1 protein-coding gene and 1 pseudogene are annotated in these 2,362 nt (G+C 67.3%); one reads left to right on the forward strand and one right to left on the reverse strand.

The window, feature by feature from the left end; genetic code table 11:
* The first annotated feature begins 131 nt into the window (after nucleotides 1-131).
* Nucleotides 132-1,231 (forward strand): IS3 family transposase gene (locus GVV04_RS31890; protein WP_407938871.1). Its coding sequence is split into 2 segments (ribosomal slippage): nucleotides 132-347 and nucleotides 350-1,231, totalling 1,098 coding nucleotides; the frame shifts between segments, so codons are not numbered across the junction.
* A gap of 312 nt (nucleotides 1,232-1,543) precedes the next feature.
* Here GVV04_RS31890 and GVV04_RS31895 read toward each other — a convergent pair.
* Nucleotides 1,544-2,232 (reverse strand): annotated as a pseudogene (locus GVV04_RS31895) (transposase family protein); the annotation flags it as partial.
* Nucleotides 2,233-2,362: the final 130 nt, after the last annotated feature.

Below are 2,362 nucleotides of genomic sequence, written 5' to 3' on the forward strand. Positions count from 1 at the left end.
GCCATCGCGCATCACTCTCCTTCACTCGGACTTTGCCGTCTCGAAGGATCGCGCGGTGGCCGTCTCTCATCTACGCAACACGCCCATCACGGGCAAGTCGTACACCACTTCCGTGGACGCGACCCCCTGGCGTGACGGTCGAGCAGATCGCGAAGGACTTCGGAGTCCACCCGATGACGTTGTTCAAGTGGCTGCGCCAGGCTGACGTTGACGCTGGGACCAGACCGGGTGTCAGCGGCAGCGAGTCAGCCGAGTTGCGCGAGGCCCGCAAGCGGATCCGGTTGCTGGAGCAGGAGAACGAGGTCCTGCGCCGGGCCGCGGCGTATCTGTCGCAGGCGAACCTGCCGGGAAAAGGCTCTACCCGCTCGTGAGCGAGCTGGCCGCCGACGGTATCCCCGTAGCGGTGACGTGCCGGGTATTGAGCATCGCTCGTCAGCCCTACTACAGGTGGCTCGCCCGGCCTGTCGGCGACGCCGAACTCGTTGCCGCTTACCGCGCGAACGCCCTGGTGGACGCCCACCGCGACGATCCGGAGTTCGGGTACCGGTTCCTGGTTGACGAGGCCCGGCACGCTGGGCATCCGATGGCCGATCGAACCGCGTGGCGGATCTGCTCGGGTAACGGCTGGTGGAGCGCGTTCGGCAAGAAGAAGCGCCGCGGCAAGGGCGGCAAGGTGGGCCCACCGGTGCACGACGATCTCGTGCGCCGGGACTTCACCGCGCCACGGGCGAACCAGCTGTGGCTGGCCGACATCACCGAGCACCACACCGCCGAGGGCAAGCTCTACCTGTGCGCGATCAAGGACGTCTGGTCGAACCGGATCGTCGGCTACTCCATCGACTCACGGATGAAGTCCCGGCTGGCCGTCAACGCGTTGCACAACGCCGTAGCCCGACGCGGCCGAGTGGCCGGCTGCGTGCTACACACCGACCGGGGGTCCCAGTTTCGCAGCCGGAAACTCATCCGCGCCCTCAACCAGCATCACATGATCGGGTCGATGGGCAGAGTCGGCGCCGCCGGCGACAACGCCGCCATGGAATCGTTCTTCGGCCTGCTGCAGAACAACGTCCTCGACCGGCGAACCTGGACCACCCGCCAGCAGCTGAGGACCGCGATCGTGACCTGGATCGAACGGACCTACCACCGCCGCAGACGACAGCGATCCCTGTCCCGGTTGACCCCTATCGAGTACGAGACCATCATGACCCCACCGGCCAGTCAGGCCGCGTGACTGAAACTGTCACCTACCGGTGCAGCAGACCCCCCCTAATACTCCACACTGGAAACAGCGGCGCTCCGTGCCCCCGCAGTCTCCCTGCCGGTGTCGCCACGTCCCGGCTAGGGTAGGCCGCGTACGGCATCATTGCCCACTGTGATGACACGTTTCCGGGTGACGATCGGGCGCGGACGGCGGAAGCTCACCGCGTCGCTGCGGCGGGCCGCTCGCCAGCGGTCCGGCGTCCCGAAGCCGGCTCCGCAGACACACCCACTACGAACCTGGATGATCGCCGTCGGGGCGCTGGCCGTCATCGTTGAGCCCTTTTCATCGTGGGTTTCGACTGGTGTGGATGTGATGTAGGACGAGGATGGCCTGGACGATCGCGGTGGCGCGTCGGGGGCAGCAGCGGAGCTTGGCCAGGACTTTCCAGCCCTTGAGGGTGGCGACGGCGCGTTCGCCGAGGGCCCGGATCTTGGCGTGGTGGCGGTTGACGGTCTTCTGCCGGCGGGATAGTCGGGGCCGGTGACGGTGCCGCTTGAACGGCGTGCGGACGCTGCCGCCAGCGCCCTGGTACGCCTTGTCGGCGAACGTCATGACGTTCGCGCTGGTCAGGGCGTCGATCAGGCCGTGAGTACGGGCGGCGGTCAGGTCGTGCACAGCGCCAGGGAGGGCAGGCGATGCCCAGATCAGGCGTCCGGCGCAGTCCGCGATGACCTGCACGTTCATCCCGTGGCGTTTGTGTTTGCCGGAGTAGTACGGCCTCTGGTCCGCGACCCGGTCGATCGGGATGAGGGTGCCGTCGAGAATCGCGTATGCGAGCCGGCCGATGCGGCGCATGGCTGCGTTCAGGTCCTCGGCGTGTACGGCGAGCAGGTCGATGGCTTCCCGGACGTACCGCCAGGCCGTCGTGACGCTGACCGCGAAACCGCATGCCAGACGGGTGATGGTGTCACCGTTGCGGAGAGGGCCAGGGCAAGCAGGGCCTGCCGGCCGGCGTCGAGGCGCCGCAGGCGGTGGGAGGGTGTCAGATCTGCTGTGTAAGGGCGTGACCTCTGTTCCGAGTCGTTGAGCGATTCGAAGGAGGACACGCTATGAGCGATGTGCAGGACGCTGTTGAGGTGGGGCGGCGGCGTGGGGATGCCG

The organism is Micromonospora rubida (genome assembly GCF_009908295.1).
Lineage (GTDB): Bacteria > Actinomycetota > Actinomycetes > Mycobacteriales > Micromonosporaceae > Micromonospora > Micromonospora rubida.